The organism is Acinetobacter sp. 226-1 (assembly GCF_030329325.1).
GTDB classification, from domain to species: domain Bacteria; phylum Pseudomonadota; class Gammaproteobacteria; order Pseudomonadales; family Moraxellaceae; genus Acinetobacter; species Acinetobacter sichuanensis.
In genome coordinates this window covers 90981-110035 of record NZ_JACANU010000003.1, presented here as the reverse complement: position 1 = coordinate 110035, position 19055 = coordinate 90981, and the positions used below count along the sequence as shown (strand labels likewise).

Genomic DNA, 19055 nt, shown 5'->3' with positions numbered 1-19055 from the left:
GTGAAATTATATCAATAAGTAAAAAAAATGAAGAAAAGTGTAATTTTTTATTAAGTTTTTGATTTATATTGTAAATTTAAAAACCCTCTCGTGAGAGGGTTTTTTATTGTTTTTACTGATTAAAAGTCGTAAGAGACAGATAACCAGAAGTTTCGTCCAGGTAAGTAGGTTCCATCCATACCTGAACCAATGGACATATAATCGTAAGCAGTGGCTAATTCACCTTTAGAATTTATATAGCTTTGGTTCCCAGCAAAGTCTTTATCTAACAAATTGTTAATTGCACCATTAAATCGTAATTGATCATTTACGCTATAACTTGCACCTAAGTTAAAGAGGTTATAACCCTTTAATTTATTATTTGTTAATTCATAAATAATTGCGGCATCAGTTCCTGCAGTTTGTTCCGTGTCATAACGTGTACGGCTTGACTTATATTCGTGTTGTAACCAAAGGTCAAATTGATCATTGATATGCCATGTTGATGTTGTATTAAAAGCATTTTTAGGCACATTGCTTAAAGCATTTCCTTTGTCTTTGCCTTTAGTAATTTCTGTTTCCATATAGGTATAGGCAGTTTTTATATCCCATTCAGGCAGAATGTTATATTTTAAACTCACTTCTACACCTTCAGACTTTGCTTCATCTGCATTGGTTTTTTGTGAAAATGATTTTTGGTCAGTGATATGTGTACCAAAGCTGATACAACTTGGATTATTTAAATTAGGCTGCTGACCATTGACTGTATAATTACAGTTTAAAATTTCAGGTCCAGTGGTAAAACGATCTTTGATTTTGGTATGGAAGATTGTTGTTGAAAAGTCTAAATCACCTTGGTTAAAGTAAAAACCAAGTTCATAGTTCGTTGACTCTTCAGGCTTTAAGTTAGGCGAACCAATACCAAAACTGGTGCCTTGTCCGCTGACACTAATGATTCCATTATGTAAGTCTTTTGCAGAAGGGGCTTTATAACCTGTACTTACTCCACCTTTTAAGGTGATCACATTTGTTGCATTCCAAACTAAATATGCACGTGGACTAAAGTGCCCACCAAAACCACTATGTTCTTCAAAACGACCGCCTAAAGTCATACGAAGATTATCTAACATCTTCCATTCATTTTCAGCGTATAAAGACCAAGAGTCCTTTTTAAACTCAGAACCAACGCCAGCAATATCATCGGCAACAGTGGCTTCTTTATATTCAGCACCAACGGTAACTTTATGGTTGGCAATAGGAGCAATAAAATGAGTATCTATAACCAAATCGGTATTTTCTAAAGTACGATCAGCACCAGAAGCGATATTATTTGGAAAAGTATTATTTGGAATTGTACGTCCAATCGTTTCAGTTGTGGTGTGGCTAGCGTATGATTTCCATGTTCCAAGTGCATAATCGCCATCATGACCCACAGAAAATTGAGTACGATTAAACTCTAATTCATCTTGATAACCATTGGCTTTTTTCGCAGTATCTTGAGTACCTAAACGGTTATCGTCATTTTGATAGTTTTGAGAAGAATGAAACGCATCGAACCAAAGACTATTTTGTTCATTGAGTTTGAGATTTAATTTTGTGCCAAAATCGAAGTTGTCGCTTTCACTTGGACGCGGATCTCGTCCTGCTGTACCAGGAATACGCTCTGATTTTTGACGATCTAAATAACTACCACGAAGTTGTAAACCTAAACGGTCTTGAATAATAGGACCATTTACCACAAAGCTTGATTTCCAAGAATCCGCTTCGCCTTTATGTTCCATAATATTACCGCCAACAGTAATATTGCCACGCCATTCATTGCTAATTTTTTTTGTAATAATGTTAATCACACCGCCCATTGCTTCTGAACCATAACGTGTTGCCATTGGTCCACGAATCACTTCAATACGTTCAATTGAAGACAGAGGAGGCAAATAACCGCTTGATGTTTCGCCAAAACCATTAGGTGTGACATCGCTAGAGGTTGATTGGCGTCTACCATCAATCAAAATGAGCGTATAAGGTGCGTCTAAACCACGCATTTTAATATTTAAACCAGATGTCTTACCGACACCATCACGTAAATCTAGTCCAGGAACATCAACCAATAAGTCAGCGATAGACGTTGCATTTTTTTTCTCAATGTCTTCTTTTGACACCACACTAATACTTGCAGGTGCATTTTTTAATTTTTGTTCGAAACCCGAAGCTGTAAATACAACTGTATCGAGCTGTTGAATCGTATCTTCTTCTGAAGTCGTCGTTGTTTGCGCATAAGTCACAGAGGCGCTAAACGTACAAAGTGCAAGCGTTAGAGGGTGAAGGTTGAATTTACTCATAAAAGAATTCCAGTGTTGGACGAGAAAAATAAATATATGAAAAACATCAAAAATATTGAGGTTGAATAATAGTGAGAAATATTATTATTTGCAATAAAGATCAATTTTTTTAATATAAAATGAAAAAAATCAAAAATGAGAAAAAGAAAGATGGAGAAATTTTTATTTTGATGGTTAAAATAGCCGAAATTTTGTATATCTATAAAGTTGTCATATAATGTGGCACTTTTTTAAATTGTAACTACTATTATATAGAGGAAGCCATGCAAGTAACTTCTGAAGCGGTTTCGGGCGTTGCCCGTCGTTTAAATGTATCTGTACCGACGAGCCGTGTAAATGAGCAATTCGAAGCTCGTTTAAAACGCGCTGCCAAAACTGTGAAGATTAACGGCTTCCGTCCAGGCAAAGTGCCTGTAAACGTTGTTCGTCGTGAATACGGTGCAAGTATTTACCAAGAAGTGGTAAATGACATCATCCGTGACTCAGTATTTGAAGCAATTCAACAAGAGAAAATCAATGCTGTTGGTATGCCAAACATTGATAAAGTTGAAAACAAAGATGATGCTTTGGTTTTTGAAGCAACTGTAGAAGTTTATCCAGAAGTTTCAGTAAATGCACTTGATGCATTAGAAGTTGAACGTAAATCGACTTCAGTGAATGACAAAGATGTCGACACTATGCTCGAAAACTTGCAAAAACAACGTCAAACTTGGGCTGAAACCAAAGGTATGGCGAAAAAAGACATGCAAGTAACTTTCGACTTTGAAGGTACTGTTGATGGTGAAAAATTTGAAGGCGGCGCTGCGCAAGACTTTAAACTTGTTTTAGGTTCTGGTCGTATGATTCCTGGCTTCGAAGATGGCATCATCGGTATGAAGAAAGGCGAAGAGAAAGTCATTGACGTTACTTTCCCTGAAGATTACCAAGCTGAAAACCTTGCGGGTAAAGCTGCTCAATTCAAAATCACTGTGAAATTGGTTGAAAAACCAAAACTTCCTGAAATTGATGCTGAATTCTTAAAAATCTTCAACATTACTGAAGAAGAAGGCGTTGAAAAATTAAAAGCTGACGTTCGCAAAAACATGGAACGTGAAGTGAAAAATGGTCTTCGTAACCAAGTTAAATCTGCTACATTTGATGCATTAGTTGCTGCAAATGAAGTTGAACTTCCTTCAGCAATGGTTGCTCAAGAAATTGACCGTCAACGTCAACAAATGATTCAACAGTTCACTCAACAGTTCGGTGCTCAAGGTGCGCAAGCATTTGACAGCAGCATGCTTCCTGATGACCTGTTCAAAGAACAAGCTGAAAAATCAGTAAAATTAGGCGTGTTAGTGAGCAAAGTATTAGCTGATGCTCAACTTGAAGTAGATGCTGCTCGTGTTGAAGCATACATCGAAGATATGGCGACTTCTTACGAAGACCCAACTGAAGTGATTGAATACTTCAAAAATGATGAAAAACAACGTGCTCAAATTGAAGCTGTTGTTTTAGAAGATCAAGTAGTAGATTATATTTTAGCTGCTGCTAAAGTATCTGATACTGAAGTAAGCTATCAAGATTTATTGAAAGAACAACAAGCGCGTCAACAAGGCTAAGTTGTTTTTCACTAAAAGGCGCTTTCGGGCGCCTTTTTTTATGCTGTATCAAATTTGTAATTGTCCCAAATTCACAATGCTTATTCAAAAAAAATTTGATATTTAATTGGGAATATTTTGCAATTTCAATCATTATCCCTCATATTGTCAAATATGAGCTGAGTAACAAAAAATTCAGGAATAAATAACATATGTATGTTCCATCTATTGAAAATGCTTTAGTCCCTATGGTTGTAGAACAGTCATCTCGTGGTGAACGTTCTTTTGATATTTTTTCACGACTTTTACGTGAGCGTGTTATTTTTCTAACAGGTGAAGTTGAAGATAACATGGCGAACCTGATTGTCGCGCAAATGTTATTTTTAGAAGCTGAAAATCCAGATAAAGATATTCACTTATATATTAACTCACCGGGTGGTTCAGTAACTGCGGGTATGGCGATTTACGATACTATGCAGTTTATTAAACCCGATGTCGTGACTTATTGTATGGGTCAAGCAGCATCTATGGGCGCATTCTTATTGAATGCGGGTGCTAAAGGTAAACGTTATTGCCTTGAAAATGCACGAGTTATGATTCATCAACCATTGGGTGGTTTCCGTGGTCAGGCATCAGATATTGAAATCCATGCGCGTGAAATTTTATTTATTAAAGAACGTTTAAATCGTTTAATGGCAGAACATAGCGGTCAAGATTATGAGCGTGTGGCAAAAGACACAGACCGTGATAATTTTATGACTGCACAACAAGCGAAAGAATATGGTTTAGTCGATCAAGTGTTATCAAAACGCCCTCAAAACTAAGCTTTAATGTACAGATTTAAGATTTGGAGTGAAAATGTCCGATAATCCTCAAGGACAAAAACATTGTTCATTTTGTGGAAAAACACAGTCTGAAGTTGGAAAACTGATCGCTGGTGAGGACGCGTACATTTGTAATGAATGTGTGGATGTCTGCTTAGATTTAGTTCAAACCAGTCAACAAGTTGAAACTGGGGATTGGGCAACACGTCCATTGCCTAAACCTCATGAAATTCGTGCAGCACTTGACCAGTATGTGATTGGTCAAGACACTGCAAAGAAAACTTTATCTGTGGCTGTGTATAACCACTATAAACGCTTGAAAGTAACGCAATCTACGCAAAAAACCAAAGATACGATTGAGTTAGCAAAAAGTAATATTTTACTGATTGGACCCACAGGTTCTGGTAAAACATTATTGGCGCAAACGCTTGCGCGTTTACTTGATGTACCTTTTGCGATGGCTGATGCAACCACTTTAACCGAAGCAGGTTATGTGGGTGAAGATGTTGAAAACATTGTACAAAAGCTATTACAAAAAGCGGATTATGATGTAGAAAAAGCCCAAAAAGGCATTATCTATATTGATGAGATTGATAAGATTACGCGTAAATCTGAAAATCCATCCATTACCCGTGATGTATCAGGTGAAGGCGTACAACAAGCACTTCTGAAAATGATTGAAGGCACAGTTGCATCTATTCCACCTCAGGGCGGACGTAAGCATCCACAACAAGAGTTCATTCAAATTGACACTTCAAATATTTTATTTATTTGTGGTGGTGCATTTTCTGGGCTTGAGAAAGTGGTACAACAACGTCAAGAAAAAGGTGGTATTGGATTTACCGCTGATGTGAAAAATAAAGATGATACTAAAAAATTATCTGACTTATTCCGTCAAGTTGAAGCAACAGACTTAGTAAAATTTGGTTTAATTCCAGAGTTTATTGGTCGTTTGCCTGTTATTGCGACGCTTGAAGAGCTAGATGAAGAAGCATTAATGCAAATTTTGACTGAACCAAAAAATGCATTAACACGCCAGTATCAGTATTTGTTTGAAATGGAAGATGTAGATCTAATTTTTGAAGACTCAGCATTACGTGCTGTGGCAAAAAAAGCGCTTGAACGTAATACAGGCGCACGTGGTCTACGTTCTATTTTGGAAAATGTTTTACTTGAAACCATGTATGATTTACCAAGTCGTGAAGATATTGGCACAGTCATCATTAATGCTGATGTGATTAATCATCAAGCAGAGCCTGTTTATCAAGTAGAACGTCAACCGAAGCAAGAACAAGCTGTTGAAGAAAAAGTTGATTTAAAAGTAATTGATAGTAAATCTGCTTAAAATGATTGAGTTGTGATCTGCAACTCATCTGAAACGTGTAAGAAGCTGGACTTTTTACACGTTTTTTATTTTTAAATCGCCAATGAAATGTTAAGCTGATATTGAGAAAATCATCTTCATTCAAAAATGAAAATAAAAAATACGTGGTGAGGGATAATCATGCGTTACTTTGGTCTAATTATTTTAACCAGTTGTGGGTTAGTTGCCTGTCAAAGTCATCAAACTGTACAACAACCGACTGTAGGTCAAGCCGTATCTACTTTAGATGCTGTGAATTTTGAAAAAGAAAATTCTTTTGTCTATGAAAAACTAGATCAATATAAACTTGGTAAGTTTTCTGTAGGTTCATGGGTCAATCAAGAGCCTGGGCAGTATTTTAAACTGGTAAAACCACAAAATCCTAATGCCGCTGTGATTTATTTTTATCGTCCTGATAGTAAATGGAATCGCCAAGAAATTATTGCGCAGAGTTTCTATTTAAATGGCAAGCGCGTGCCTAGTCTCATCAGTAATCATTATTATTGGATTGAGTTGGCTGAAGGTGATTATAAATTTAGTTTAAGTCGACCTTTGGCAGTGGTGCATTTTCAAAAACCTAAAGTTGCTTATTTTCATGTGCAAGCAGGTCAGCAATATTTTGTGAAATATGAAGAAGAAAAATTCCGTGGTGGTCCAAACGGTGGTGGTGAATTGTTGAAAGTGGGTCCATTGATGCAAATGCCGACGCGTCAAGCCTTAAAAGAAATTGCCATGACACAATTAAAATCGCCTGGTTTAAACTTTGTTGGCGAAATGACCGCAGATGGAAAGCTGATTAAACCTCAGGAAAAAATTGATAGTGGAGATTATCAAGCCAGTGATGATGTGCATTTGAGTACGCCATTTAAGATTTGGAATCCTTTAACATGGTGAGTTAGTGACTGGCATCACCCATTTAAAAAAAGAGGCAATTGCCTCTTTTTTATAGAAATAAACAGTATTATTTGTTTTCTGCAGCTTTTTTGAGTGCGTCTAGTTTTTTATTCACTTGAGCAAAGTCTTTTTCAGCCGCTTGAATGGTCGACATAAGCTGAGTATTGACGATTTTCATTGATTCTTGGGCAACAACTGGACTTTTAGCTAAGATAGATTGTCCGACTTGGCTTGAGTAAAAATCAATTTGTGCTTGTACTTCTTCAGCAGTGTAAATATCTTTGTAAATTTTTTGATAAATCGGCTGCATTTTATCCCAAGAAATACTTTTCTTGTTTTGCTCATGTAATTGATCTGCTAATTCATTGGCAACGATTTGCTCTTGTGGATTCAGTTTTTCATGCTGTACGATATTTTGTACAATGGTATACGCTTGCTGATCAAGTTGTGGACGAATTTGTTGTATGGTTTGTTGTAAAAGTTGATTGATTTTCATCACTTCTATCAGCTTTTGTACTTGCTGGTCGCTCGCAGGAGTGGCAAAAGTGTAAGGTGTAATCAGTATTAAACCGCTGAGTAATAAAGTTTTAAATTTTTTCATCTGACTGTCCTTAAAATATGACGAATAGAAAATCTATTGAGAGAAAAATTTCTCCATGGCTTGTGTAAGTTTAGCTTGTGCTTGAGCTGAAGGTTCAGCATTTTCAGGGAAAATTTGTTCAACAGTTTCAATAATTTTCTGTTCAAAGTTTTTATTATTTAAAATAGATTGTCCTATTGCTGTTTTATAAAATTTAATCCATTGCTGTGTTTCTTCTTCAGTCATATTTTGGTTGTAAATATTAAATAAGCTTTGTCTAAACTCATGTTTATACGCATCACTTAAATAATAATTTTGAATTGCATGGTAAATACGCGTTTGATTTTCTTTCGTTTGAGGAAGGGAGTGATACTCAATGATCTGCTGTGTCAGTTGTTGAAACGTTTCACGTGTTGAGAGGTCTTTGATCGCTTGATTGATGTTAATGACATTAAGCAGTTGTTCTGTACTTTCTGTGCTTGCTGGTGCTGCATATAAACCTGTGTGCAGTAGGCAAAGGCTGAGGCTAAACATTATTGTCTTGATCATTTTTGGTTCTCACGAATAATGTTTTGAATATCTTCTAAGTTGATAATTTTATTAAAATCATTACTTGAGGTGTCAACAATTTTTGCGATCATAATGGGAACATTTTGCCCTGCATTTTGCATATTGGGTTGTTGGTAAACGTTGAGTAAGGCTTGAGCTTGTTCTTGACTGAGTGTTTGATAAGCCACGCGAATGTTAGTCAGAAAAACTTTTTCATCAACTTGTTCGATCATGTCGTTAATCATGATGTCTGATATTTGTATGATTAAAGCTTGTTGTTCAGCTGAAAGCGCTTGTTTGTATTGTAATTGATCAAACATCAATTCTTCAGTTGCACTTTTCATATTCGGCATACTTTGTTTGAGCAAAGCAGGTTTAAATTGATCCCAATGTTCAATTTTAATGAGTTGATCAATTTGTTGTGGTGTCGCAGAGGCTGCAAAGGTATGAAAACTAAAACTCAATATAAATAAAGAATACAGGTAGGGTTTTATTGTCATTAGATTCTCATAAATAAAAAAGCACCCTAATCATAGAGTGCTTTTTCATCAACATTCAAGCAATAAATCTATTTAGCGTTGAATAAAGACTTAGTTCGCTGCTGCATCAACCACTGGAATTTTTCCAATTTTTGCTTGCCAGATTTTAGGTGCTGTTGCATGGATTGATGTACCATTTACATCAACTGCAACAGATACAGGCATATCTTCAACCACAAATTTGTAGATTGCTTCCATACCTAAGTCAGCAAATGCAACCACTTCAGCTTGGCGTACAGCTTTAGAAACAAGATATGCTGCACCACCGACTGCCATTAAATAAGTCGCTTTGTTGTCTTTGATTGCTTCAATTGCAGTAGGACCACGGTCTGCTTTACCAATCATACCAAACAAGCCAGTTGCTTCTAACACTTGGCGAGTGAATTTATCCATACGTGTTGCAGTCGTAGGACCTGCAGGACCAACCACTTCATCACCCACAGGATCAACTGGACCCACGTAGTAAATAAATTTACCTTTAAGGTCTACAGGAAGCTCTTCGCCTTTGTCGAGCATTTCGCACATGCGTTTGTGCGCAGCATCACGACCTGTATAGATTGTACCGTTAAGTAATAGCGTGTCGCCCGGTTGCCAAGAATTCATTTCTTCTTGAGTAATGTTGTCTAGATCAACACGTTTAGAAGATGAAGAATCCCAAGTCACTTCAGGATAGTCAGAAAGTTTAGGTGCTTGAATATGTGCAATACCTGAACCATCTAATTGGAAGTGCGCATGACGCGTTGCAGCACAGTTTGGAATCATACCGACTGGTTTACCCGCAGCGTGGCAAGGATAATCTTTAATTTTAATATCAAGAACTGTGGTTAAACCACCAAGACCTTGTGCACCAATACCAAGCGCATTTACTTTTTCAAAGATTTCAATACGAAGTTCTTCGATTTTGTTTTGTGGTCCACGACGAAGTAATTCGTCCATGTTGATTTCTTCCATGAGCGATTCTTTTGCAAGCATCATGGCTTTTTCAGCAGTACCACCAATCCCGATACCGAGCATACCCGGTGGACACCAACCTGCACCCATCGTAGGAACAGTTTTAAGTACCCAATCAACGATTGAATCAGAAGGGTTTAACATTGCAAGTTTAGATTTATTTTCCGAACCACCACCTTTTGCAGCAACAATGATGTCTACTTTGTTACCCGGAACGAGTTTGTAGTGAATCACAGCAGGTGTGTTGTCTTTGGTATTTTTACGACCAAAAGCAGGGTCAGCAAGTACAGATGCACGAAGAACGTTGCTATTTTCAAGATAGCCTTGACGTACACCTTCATTGATTGCGTCATCTAAGCTCATGGTTAAATCAAATTTAACGTCTAAGCCCACGTCAACAAATACGTTAACAATACCAGTATCTTGACAGATTGGACGATGACCTTCTGCACACATACGTGAGTTGATTAAGATTTGTGCAATTGCATCCTTGGCAGCTTTGTTCTCTTCACGGTCATAAGCACGGCTCATCGCTTGGATGAAGTCTTGTGGATGATAGTAAGAAATGAACTGAAGCGCATCCTTGACCGATGTGATCAAGTCATCTTGCTTGATAATAGTTGTCATATCGAAAATCTCTTGAGCGGGCTGATAGCTAGCGGGCTAAATTATACGTGATAAAGCAGCTTTTGTGGATGACTTGCTTGAATTTTGGCTAAAGTTTAATGTTGAATTTGCAGGGTTAAGAGATATTGAGTCAAATCAGCAAAGTTTTGTAGCAGAATAAAATTTTACTCTATGTTATAAAAATATTAGCTTTAAAAATATTTTTAGATTTTCTAAACGATTGTTTGTATTTTACTTTTTTTAATATTTTAGAATATGACAGTGTTTGTCATAAATTTGTCATAAATATTTCACATAATAAGAATATTAAAACAGAGAAATGAAATATGACGATTTCAAGTATCCTGATGGTTGTAGGTTTTAGTATTTATATTGCTGCAACTTGGATGTATGGACAGAAAGAAGATCAGGCATAAGCTTTATCTTCTTTTTTTATGCTTGAGTTTTATTTTAAAAGTTAAGTAAGTATAAAAACCTATCAAAAAATATTTATGATTTAAAAATTAATTGTTTAAAATTTTATGATCAAAAAATAAATCTGGATGCTGATTAACTTCGTCATTACCCCAATATCTATGTAGGGCTGAAAAATTCGTAGCTTTATCAGTTTCCAACTTATTTAAACCCATGACACAGCAGAATGATAATTGATCAAAACTGTAATAAAAAAAAGACCACCCAATCCGTAAATTGGGTGGTTTGAGTATCAAACCTTAACAATCTTGCATGAATTTAGATTATTGAGCAGCTTGTTGTTCTGCTTGAATCGCAGTTAAAGCAATCGTAAAGACAATATCATCGACCAAAGCACCGCGTGACAGGTCATTTACAGGCTTATTCAAACCTTGCAACATTGGACCAACACTGACCACATTGGCAGAACGCTGAACCGCTTTATATGTGGTATTTCCTGTATTTAAATCAGGGAAAATAAACACATTGGCACGACCTGCAACTTTAGAGTCAGGCGCTTTAGAGCGTCCTACGCTTTCAACAGAAGCCGCATCGTACTGTAATGGACCATCAATGAGTAAGTCAGGGCGACGCTGTTTTGCAATTTCAGTGGCTTTTGCTACTTTTTCTACATCTGCCCCCATTCCTGATGTACCTGTAGAATATGAAATCATGGCAATACGTGGATCAATACCAAAGGCTTTTGCAGAGTCCGCAGACTGGATGGCAATTTCAGCCAATTGTTCTGCATCTGGGTCTGGGTTGATTGCACAATCACCATAAACATAGACTTCATCAGGTAATAACATGAAGAATACTGAAGATACCAATGAATAGTCAGGCGCAGTTTTAATCAATTGGAAAGCAGGGCGTACGGTATTTGCTGTGGTATGCACCGCGCCAGACACTAAGCCATCAACTTGACCCAGTGCAAGCATCATTGTGCCAAGTACAACAGTATCTTGTAGCTGATCACGTGCTTGTAAATCATTGAGTTTACCTTTACGCAATTCCACCATTTTTTCGACATACTGTTCACGAATCAAATCTGGATCAATAATTTCTAAATCATGAGGCAATTCAATATTGCGTGCACGTGCGACTTCAACGACAGCTTCAGGTTTTGCCAATAATATACAGTGTGCAATTCCACGAGCTTGACAAATTGCAGCAGCTTGAATGGTACGATGTTCATCACCTTCAGGCAGTACAATACGCTTTTTCGCAGCAATTGATTTTTGTACCAATTCATGGCGGAAAGCAGAAGGGGATAGACGAGGTTGATAATCACCATTTAATAACAAGACTAGCCAGTCCATATTAATATGGCTCGAAACAAAACGTGTGACTTGTTCAGCGCGCTCAGTATCATCGACTGGAATTTCATTGCTTAGATTTGAAAGCAATTGAGTTGTTTCAAATGTACTTAATGGTGTATGTAAAATAGGTAAACCATTTTTAATTGCTGTCTGACAGAATGCCAATGCAGCAGGATTAGGTTGATGATGTTCTGCTAAAACCAAACCTGCCAGTGGAATACCATTACTGGTTGCAAGACTTGCTGCAAGTAAGACATCAATACGATCTGAAGCGGAGATGATTAATTCACCAGCAATAAATTTTTGTAATTCATGTTCAATATTAGAAGCAATTAAACTGCTGTGTAAAACACGACGTACAGTTGATTTACCTTCATTAATCCAACTTGCTTGGATATGTGTAGCAAGGTCTGAAACACGCGGTACACTTAAAGTATCGCTGAATGGAACTAAACCAATCACAGGTAAATGTTCAGTGCCAATATGCGCATGTGTACGTTGAATGGCTTGTGTAAATTTTTCTGTTTCTTCAACTAAACGCAAATCTGGAGCAAATGTCACAGGAATTTGTGCTGAATCTTCAGATAAACCACGTGTACGCATAAACAATACACCAACATTACGTGCTGATGCCGCACCACCAAAATAGCGTAATTGAGCTTCAACTTTTTCTGCAGTCTGTTCAGGCTTGGCAATATTGGCATTGCTGACAAAAATAACTTTTGCGTCGAGTGCTTGAGCAAGTGAAGCATTAATTTCACTGGCAAAAGCGTCACGTGCACTCGGAACTAAACCTTCAACAATAATAATGTCATGTGTACGAGCAACTTCACGATGTAAACGAACAGCTTCTTCAAGTAGTTCGTCAGTTTCACCAGTGTTGAGTAAATGATTTAATTTTGCATATGGAATTGGTTCAACCGTTTCAGTTTTAGAAACATGACGATAGAGTGCAGTTGTACGATCAGACTCGGCTTTTTCATCTTGTGAAAATGGTTTTAAAAATCCAGCTTTTACCCCCTGACAATCCAGAGCATAAATAAGTCCGAGACATGCAGAGGTAAGACCTACGCCTTCACCTGTAGGAACCAATAAAATTGTTTTCATACGCTATTCTTAAAAAGATAAATCAAAATAAATTTTAAAATGAAAGCTGGTGATGGCTAATTAAGCCATCACAGTTTCAATATCAGACTTTTTTGCAGAAGTATTCACCTGTTCTAGTACAACATGCTCAGTTTCTTTTGCAATACGACCTTCTTCGTCTGTTGGTACAACCCAGATTTGTGGACCTGTACCAGCATCAATACGACCTTCAGTACCACGTTTTAAACTATTATTTTGTTCTTGACTCAAGTTAAAGCCAAAATGTGGTAAATAAGCGACTGTTTTTTCACGAATATAAGCTGAGTTTTCACCAATACCGCCTGTGAAGAATAAGCCATCAATACGTGGTAGACCACAGCTTAAAGCTGCCAATGATTTTGCTAAACGGTAGCAAAAAACTTCAATCGCAAGTGCTGCATCTTCATTGCCTTGTTCAGATGCTTCAATGAGCGTACGCATATCATTTGAAAGGTCAGACAAACCTAGTAAACCAGATTGGCTATTGAGCATTTTGTCGATTTTATAAATGTCCCAACCCAAGTTTGAAGCTAAGAAACTATGAATACTTGGGTCTACATCACCACTACGTGTACCCATTACCACACCTTCAAGTGGTGTTAAGCCCATTGAAGTATCGACGGATTGACCATTCCAGATCGCACAAGTCGAGCTACCATTACCTAAATGCGCTGTAAGCCATCCACCTTTTTTAAAGCTACCTGCAAGTTCTGAACCACGTTCAGAAACGTATGCATGACTTGTACCGTGGAAGCCATAGCGACGGACATTATGTTCTGTATATAAAAATTTTGGTAATGCGTAACGATAAGCATGTGAAGGCATCGTTTGATGGAACGCAGTATCAAAAACTGCAACTTGTGGTAAATGTGGGAATAAACGCATCGTTGCTTCAATACCAACTAAATGCGCAGGATTATGTAACGGTGCAAGTGGTGTTGCAGTACGAATACGTTCAATAATTTCAGGTGTTAATAATTCTGCTTTGGTCAATGTACCGCCATGTACAACACGATGACCAATCGCTTGTGGATTATGATGTGCTAAACGCTCAAGAATGGTTTCAAGGGCTTTCTCATGATCTGCATGAGGAATGGAAAGCTCAAGTTCGGCACCACCAGTGGTAATACCTTTAATACGTGCATCAGCAGAACCTAAGTTTTCTGCTAAACCAAAGATTCGATCTTCACGACGCTCTGAAACCAAAGCATATTTAATTGATGAAGATCCGCAGTTAATTACTAATACTGATGTAGACACGTTTTATTACCCGAAATTGTAATTTGATATGGTCGTCCTGATTGATCTGATTACGCTTTTTATTGGTGCAATTTAGATCAGTAGTGATGTTGTACCATGTGTTGTTTTTCTGTCCTAGATAGACTTTAGGTGATTAGACTTAAGCACTATCGACCACTTTAAGAATTATAATTAGAATTTATCAGTTGATAGATTTCATTTATAAATAAAATAGTACAGTACAAAAGTATGATCTATTTTAAACATAGCATGATTTTTATACATTTTAGCTGAGTTTTATGTTAAAAATTTTGTATGTCTCGTGTGATGCCTCATGAGTTTTTATATTTAATTTCAGACCAACGTACAATTACATAAGCAATTAAAGCCACCATAAAAAACACAAGCATCATCCATGCTAAACCTTGCAATGTCTCAATAATGGTTCGATAAACCTCTAAAAACCAACGTTCTTGGGTGAGTTTTAAAATGACTGGTGCTTTCTCGTTGGTATAGGTGATTGGGCTAATATATTTTTCCATATCATAAATACGAATACCTGAAGACGTACCCACCACCATACCTGCAAACTTGGTGTATTTTGCCCAAGCTGTATGGATCGGATCATTGATAATACGCGCTAAAATGGCATTAATAGAGCCTGAAAAAATGCGCATGACCATAAACGAAACCAGTAATGCCAAGAAAAATGTAATGATGATTAAGGCGTAAAACATAATTTTTTCCTTTTTTATGTTTATATTTTTATTGTAGGAAAAATTTTATGTTGCAATGTAATTTTTTAATGCCATAAAAATAAAAAACCGTCCAATTTTAAAAACTGAACGGTTTTACTTCAATGTACTGACTTATTGACGAATTTGACCATCGCCTAAAACAATCCATTTTTGAGAAGTTAAGCCTTCTAAACCCACTGGACCACGTGCATGAATTTTATCGGTTGAAATACCAATTTCAGCACCTAAACCATATTCAAAACCATCAGCAAAGCGAGTAGAGGCATTTACCATCACAGAGCTTGAGTCGACACGTGTTAAGAACTGACGTGCCAAACTGAAGTTTTCAGTGATGATTGAATCTGTATGATGTGAACCATATTTATTAATATGCTCAATCGCTTCATCTAAACCAGATACAACTTTAACAGCTAAAATTGGACCAAGATATTCTTCATACCAGTCTTCTTCAGTTGCAGTCTTTACTGAAGCACCTAAAATACGGCGAGTTTCCGTATCACCACGGAGTTCAACTTGCTTTTCAGCATACAGTTCTGCAATCAACGGTAAAAACTCTTCAGCAATTTTTTCATCAACCAATAAAGTTTCCATGGCATTACAAACACCATAACGATGTGTTTTTGCATTTAAAGCAATTGGAAGAGCTTTATGTAAGTCTGCTTGTGCTTCAACAAAAACATGGCAATTTCCATCTAGATGTTTAATCACAGGAATGGTTGCTTCGTTGGTAATGAGTTCAACTAAACCTTTGCCGCCACGAGGAACGATCACATCGACATATTCTGCTAATGTAATCAGTTGCCCCACTGCGGCACGGTCTGTTGTATTAATGACTTGTACACAAGTTTCAGGTAAACCTGCTGCTTTTAAACCATGTTGAATCGCTTCAGCGATTGCTTGGTTGGAATGAATAGCCTCTGAGCCACCACGTAAAATAATCGCGTTGCCTGATTTTAATGCTAAAGAAGCTGCTTCAAGTGTAACGTTTGGACGTGATTCATAAATCATGCCAACCACACCTAAAGGCACACGCATTTTCCCAATTTGAATGCCTGTTGGGCGATAAGCTAAATCTGTAATTTCACCAATCGGATCAATTAAACCAATGACATCTTTTAAGCCATCAAGCATTGCGACAAAGCGTTTGGGGTTGAGTTCTAGGCGATCAAGCAGTGCGCTGTCCAAATTGTTGGCATGACCTTTGTCCATATCCACTTTATTTGCAGCTAAAATTTGCGGTTGGCTATTTTGTAAAGCTGTATAAATAGCAGATAACGCATTATTTTTTTGAAGTGTAGAAGCACCTGCCAAAAAGCGTGAGGCTTGGCGGGCTTGTTTCCCTACAGTTTGCATATACTGTTCAATAGAATCTTGCATAGCGTTTTAATTGACCACCTAGAAATTTCTCTTTGATAGTAGCAGTCAATACAAATGCAAGGAAGACTGATGAGAAAATAAAAAAATAAAATGCAAGTAAAATGAACGTTTTTAAATATTTTGCAATGTTTTTAGCATTTAAAAAAGATAAGCGGTCATTTGAGCAATTGCATAGAATTCACATATTTGTATAGAATGAAACCATAAGGACATTGAAATGATACAAAAGTAAGTCGGTATCACGATTTGATAAAACAACGCGAGCAATAAAAATCTTGCAGACTAAAAGAATAAAGCAAGGATGGAGGAAGGATATGAATTCCATTATCCAAATGGACTCAGAATCAAATCAAAACTTTAAGGGTTTTGGTTTTTTTGATATTTACAATAAAAATAGTTTCAAGCAACCTGCACGTACAACTTGGATTGACGGCTGGAAAATTGAATATATGGCAATTGCTGATCCTCGGACAGTACATAATACGCCTATTGTAATTATCGGAGGAGCTTTTCAAAATTTTAACTCATATAAATATTGTGTTGAGCAGTTTTTTGAAAGCGGTCCAGTCATTTTAATCGATCTCCCATCTATGGGAGCAAATCAACAAATTACAAATGTCGATACAGGTTTATCCGCAGGTACTTTAGAGCTTCCTGACTTATCTCTTATGTTGGGACAGTGGTTTGATATTGTTGGTATTTCAAAGGTCAATGTTGTCGGTATTTCCCTTGGTTCAGTCATTGCTTCTTTTTTTGTTGAGCAACGTCCTGAGCTAGTTGAAAAAATGATTTTAATGGGAGTAATGCAAAAGACCCGTAAAAGTTGGCGTATGTTGCTTGAAGAATCCTTAATGCTCATGAAAGAGCAACGTATGGATGAGTTTGGGCAAGCTGTAATTTTATATTTAGTCAATCATGCCAAGCTTGATAAAACACGCATGTCACCTACAGCTAAACGTTTGTTTTTTAAACAAATGGCTGAGTTTTCTGCGACTGAACAAGAGCGTTACGAAATCAATTGCTATCGTCTGTTAAGACTTTCTAATGTTCCTGTACCCAAATGTAATAGCTTGGTTGCATGTGGGCAATATGATAGTTTCACACTTCCTCATGAAAATGCGAATTTTGCGTTGCAATGTCCTGATATGCAGTTTGCAATGATTGCTAATGCAGATCATGTGCCTCAGTTACAACGACGTAAAGAAACCATGACTTTATTTACCACCTACTTAAAAGGTGAATCGATTCATGGTTTAGACGGCATTATTAACTTAACCCGTGAAGATATGCAAAATATGGAGCGCCGTGGGGAAGACCGCATCCAAATTGGGCAACCTGCTCGTAAGCTCATTCATCGTCATTTACAGCATGAAGCTGCTGTTGTGGTGAATGATTTGAATTATTTTGGCTTATCTATGATGCTGAGTGCAGAAGATGCTGCATTTGCTGAACAAAATACGCGTGATTTAGCTTTAATTTTAAATGATGAGCAAGGTGATTTTGCGATTGAGTGTTTAATTTTTGAAAGAAATGAAAATAATATTCGCGCTTTATTCAAGCATGGTAGTTTTGAAAATGCTGATCGTTTATTGAAATTTATTGCAGCAGAAAAGCTAAACTTACAAACACCTATACAAGAAATTGAATAATTTTTTTAAAAACCAGTCTTAATGACTGGTTTTTTGAGTGGAAACAGTTTTATGTTTTAGCGTGAATCATCCATACTAAATCACCTAAATGTTCTTCTGAGTTCATTTGTGCAGATTGTTGTGGTTGAAAATAAACATGTGGTTGCAGCACTTCGACCTGTGTAAAACCTGCTATTTTAAAAAAATCTTGGATTTCTTGAGGTTTTTGAAAGTGGAAACTAAAAGCACTGCGCGAAATCACTTTTAGTAATTTACTGCTGTTCCAAATCACACTTGCGAGTTTATTTTTTACAGGTTCAGGATAAATATCGGTCAAGTAGTGTAAGGCTTTAAAATTTTGCCCATAATGCACAATAGATTTTAGGAGTTGCTGTAGCAAATCTTTTTCAAAATAATTAATTAGCCCCTCACTAATAATTACTAAAGGGCGCTGTGGATCAAAGACAGCAAATGCATTTTTAAAGTCTTCAGTAAATAAGTCAACGGATAAAACTTGAGGGCTAGATGGATCAATTTGTTGTAAAGCTGTTTGCTTTGTCTTTGCCATATCAGGCAAATCGAGTTCACGATAATCAATATGTGGAAAGTGTTTTCTAAACCACCAACCGCGTGGTGAAAGCCCAGCAGCAATTTCTAAAACTTGTAGATCAGGATACTGATGAATTAATTGTTTTAGTGTGTCATCAAGCATAGTGTGACGTTCTTTTAAGGTGGTACGCATGCTACCCCCAACATACTTTTCTGCCCATGTTTCGATAGGGTTGGCGATAAAAGCGAGTGACTTTCCTTTTGATGTTGCAAGTAATGGGTGAGAAATCCCCATTTGATACCAAATATACCCTGTATAATGCGCTGTAAATGAAATATGGCGATGTTTAGAAAGTTGTTGATTCATGGTTATCCTTAACTTTAT

Annotated in this window: 14 protein-coding genes and 2 pseudogenes; 6 read left to right on the top strand and 10 right to left on the bottom strand. The window is 37.0% G+C overall.

From position 1 onward, the window contains the following. Positions 1 to 119: 119 nt before the first annotated feature. Positions 120 to 2318, bottom strand: a complete 2199-nt coding sequence (locus HX124_RS06515) for a TonB-dependent receptor domain-containing protein (protein ID WP_286382696.1) — start codon at positions 2316 to 2318, stop codon at positions 120 to 122. A gap of 263 nt (positions 2319 to 2581) precedes the next feature. Here HX124_RS06515 and tig point away from each other — a divergent pair, with 263 nt between their 5' ends. The 4 genes from tig to HX124_RS06495 all read left to right on the top strand — a co-directional run bounded on the left by tig (position 2582) and on the right by HX124_RS06495 (position 6976). Then, positions 2582 to 3916 carry a trigger factor gene (tig, locus tag HX124_RS06510; RefSeq protein ID WP_107006753.1) on the top strand — a complete coding sequence of 445 codons (1335 nt, stop codon included), beginning with the start codon at positions 2582 to 2584 and terminating at the stop codon, positions 3914 to 3916. Positions 3917 to 4107: 191 nt separating this feature from the next. Next, the gene (gene clpP, locus HX124_RS06505) at positions 4108 to 4719 is read left to right on the top strand and encodes an ATP-dependent Clp endopeptidase proteolytic subunit ClpP (RefSeq protein WP_107006752.1); all 612 of its coding nucleotides are present in this window, start codon (positions 4108 to 4110) and stop codon (positions 4717 to 4719) included. A 34-nt stretch (positions 4720 to 4753) separates the two neighbouring features. Then, on the top strand, positions 4754 to 6064 hold the full coding sequence (clpX, locus tag HX124_RS06500; protein ID WP_286375916.1) for an ATP-dependent protease ATP-binding subunit ClpX: 1311 nt from the start codon (positions 4754 to 4756) through the stop codon (positions 6062 to 6064). A gap of 159 nt (positions 6065 to 6223) precedes the next feature. Continuing rightward, positions 6224 to 6976, top strand: a complete 753-nt coding sequence (locus HX124_RS06495) for a DUF2846 domain-containing protein (RefSeq protein WP_286382694.1) — start codon at positions 6224 to 6226, stop codon at positions 6974 to 6976. A gap of 67 nt (positions 6977 to 7043) precedes the next feature. Here HX124_RS06495 and HX124_RS06490 read toward each other — a convergent pair whose 3' ends face one another. The 8 genes from HX124_RS06490 to HX124_RS06455 form a co-directional block, all read right to left on the bottom strand. Next, entirely contained in the window at positions 7044 to 7577 is a 534-nt protein-coding gene (locus HX124_RS06490) for a DUF2059 domain-containing protein (RefSeq protein ID WP_286382693.1), read from the bottom strand. Positions 7578 to 7610: 33 nt separating this feature from the next. Beyond that, positions 7611 to 8105, bottom strand: coding sequence for a DUF2059 domain-containing protein (locus tag HX124_RS06485; RefSeq protein WP_286382691.1), 495 nt, complete (start codon positions 8103 to 8105; stop codon positions 7611 to 7613). Continuing rightward, on the bottom strand, positions 8102 to 8605 hold the full coding sequence (locus HX124_RS06480) for a hypothetical protein (protein ID WP_286382690.1): 504 nt from the start codon (positions 8603 to 8605) through the stop codon (positions 8102 to 8104). The genes HX124_RS06485 and HX124_RS06480 overlap by 4 nt, the downstream gene beginning before the upstream one ends. Positions 8606 to 8695: 90 nt before the next feature. Beyond that, positions 8696 to 10222, bottom strand: coding sequence for a fumarate hydratase (locus tag HX124_RS06475; protein WP_286382688.1), 1527 nt, complete (start codon positions 10220 to 10222; stop codon positions 8696 to 8698). A gap of 737 nt (positions 10223 to 10959) precedes the next feature. Continuing rightward, positions 10960 to 13101 carry a phosphate acetyltransferase gene (pta, locus tag HX124_RS06470; RefSeq protein WP_286382686.1) on the bottom strand — a complete coding sequence of 714 codons (2142 nt, stop codon included), beginning with the start codon at positions 13099 to 13101 and terminating at the stop codon, positions 10960 to 10962. Positions 13102 to 13161: 60 nt separating this feature from the next. Continuing rightward, on the bottom strand, positions 13162 to 14379 hold the full coding sequence (locus tag HX124_RS06465) for an acetate/propionate family kinase (protein WP_286382684.1): 1218 nt from the start codon (positions 14377 to 14379) through the stop codon (positions 13162 to 13164). A 311-nt stretch (positions 14380 to 14690) separates the two neighbouring features. Next, positions 14691 to 15095 (bottom strand): hypothetical protein, encoded by a 405-nt coding sequence (locus tag HX124_RS06460; protein WP_286382682.1) that lies wholly within the window; start codon positions 15093 to 15095, stop codon positions 14691 to 14693. Positions 15096 to 15227: 132 nt separating this feature from the next. After that, positions 15228 to 16493, bottom strand: coding sequence for a glutamate-5-semialdehyde dehydrogenase (locus tag HX124_RS06455; protein WP_286375909.1), 1266 nt, complete (start codon positions 16491 to 16493; stop codon positions 15228 to 15230). Between the two features lie 314 nt (positions 16494 to 16807). On the opposite strand from HX124_RS06455, the pseudogene HX124_RS06450 reads away from it, so the two are divergent. Both HX124_RS06450 and HX124_RS18190 read left to right on the top strand, forming a co-directional pair. Continuing rightward, positions 16808 to 17852, top strand: a pseudogene (locus HX124_RS06450) (alpha/beta fold hydrolase); the annotation flags it as partial. Between the two features lie 98 nt (positions 17853 to 17950). Beyond that, positions 17951 to 18142 (top strand): annotated as a pseudogene (locus HX124_RS18190) (alpha/beta fold hydrolase); the annotation flags it as partial. Positions 18143 to 18191: 49 nt separating this feature from the next. On the opposite strand, the gene HX124_RS06445 reads toward HX124_RS18190, so the two are convergent. After that, positions 18192 to 19037, bottom strand: coding sequence for a class I SAM-dependent methyltransferase (locus HX124_RS06445; protein WP_286382678.1), 846 nt, complete (start codon positions 19035 to 19037; stop codon positions 18192 to 18194). Positions 19038 to 19055 lie beyond the last annotated feature (18 nt).